This window comes from Streptomyces acidicola, assembly GCF_009377235.1.
GTDB classification, from domain to species: domain Bacteria; phylum Actinomycetota; class Actinomycetes; order Streptomycetales; family Streptomycetaceae; genus Streptomyces; species Streptomyces acidicola.
The window spans coordinates 1-1,326 of record NZ_VMNX01000521.1 but is presented as its reverse complement, the minus strand read 5'-3'; the positions used below and the strand labels follow the sequence as shown (position 1 = coordinate 1,326).

The 1,326-nt window shown below is 70.1% G+C and carries 1 protein-coding gene; it reads right to left on the bottom strand.

The window, feature by feature from the left end:
- Positions 1-742 precede the first annotated feature (742 nt).
- Complete coding sequence (locus tag FPZ41_RS47735) at positions 743-904, bottom strand: hypothetical protein (RefSeq protein ID WP_194236472.1); 162 nt, start codon at positions 902-904, stop codon at positions 743-745.
- Positions 905-1,326 lie beyond the last annotated feature (422 nt).

Here is a 1,326-nt window from a genome sequence, read left to right as displayed (position 1 = left end):
GGTGTGGGCTGTTGCTGGTAGGGGTTCGGGGGCGGGCCCTGGTTGCCGTACGGCTGCTGTTGGGCGTACGTGGCGAATCCGGGCGGCGGGTTGGTCGAGCCGTCGCGGCGGGCGCGATTCTTGCTGCGGATGCCACGCCTGGCTCCAGCGGTCCGGCGTGGCGGAATGCGGGGCACTGCTCCCCGGCGCGGCGGGGCTCTGCCTGCGGATCGTGGGGCACTACGGCCCGCATCATGACGTCGCCGACCGCGAGGGGGCCGGTGTGTGCGAGAAGTGCGGGTCGACTGAGCCGCCGCACGTGACCGTCACCACGGACAGCGGCGGAACTGCACGGCACCGGCAGGTCTGCCAGGGGTGCGCGCGCAGCGATGCCTCGGCCGTCGTACGTCCGCCCGTGCGGATGTGCGTGCGCTGCGACCGGATCACTGACACTCCGGTTCTCGTCTCCGAGGTGCACCAGAATTCCGGGCCGGGATTCAACGTGTACGCGTGCGACGACTGTGCGTCCCACTTCCCGCCACTGCCCGACGTGTTCGACGTCTTGTAAGGCCAGGCGCCGGAGGCCTCGCCTGGCAGAGTGACGGGGTGGACGACCATGCGACGGCCCCGGAAGCATCGCGCTGGCGGGGTTGTGTGCCGTGCGTCTCGCACTGCTTGCACAGTGCGAGGCGCACGGCGTGCACTTTCCTCCGGCTGGCTCGACGTTTGGCCGGCTTGACGTTTCAGCAGAGCCGAACGTCGGTCAGGCGGCCGTTTCGGTCTGCTCGGACTGCCTGCGGTGCCGGCCCCGAGGGGTCGCCTCGGAGTCGTTCACCGAGACCTGTCCGCGATGCTTGCCGTGGCCGGAGGCCTCGTGGGCGTAGGCGTCGGCGGCGGGCGGTTCCGTGGTGTGTGCGTCGCTCATGTGGAAGTGTTCACCCCGTCAGCGAGATCTTCGTACAAGCGGTGAGTCTAACGGGCCGGTGTGACAACTGTGGTGGCGGACACGGGTGTTGGGCAGCCTGCCTCCGCCCCGACCTGCCCCCTCAACGGCGCCTCCCGCAACGGCACCGGACGCGCGGCGACGGGCTCCGACGGCTCCAGAAGCGGCAGTGGCTCCGGCGCGGACGTATCACCTGACGCAGACGCAGACGCAGACGCAGACGCAGACGCAGACGCAGACGCAGACGCAGGCACTCCCACATGCGCAGCCACATCCCCAGGCGCACCTGCGGACGCACAAGGCATGCACTCCTGCACAGCCCCCGGCACCTCCACCCACGACACCCCACACGGCACCACCCCCGTCGCATACGGCAGCTGAAGCACCCCGTCCCTGCTCCACTG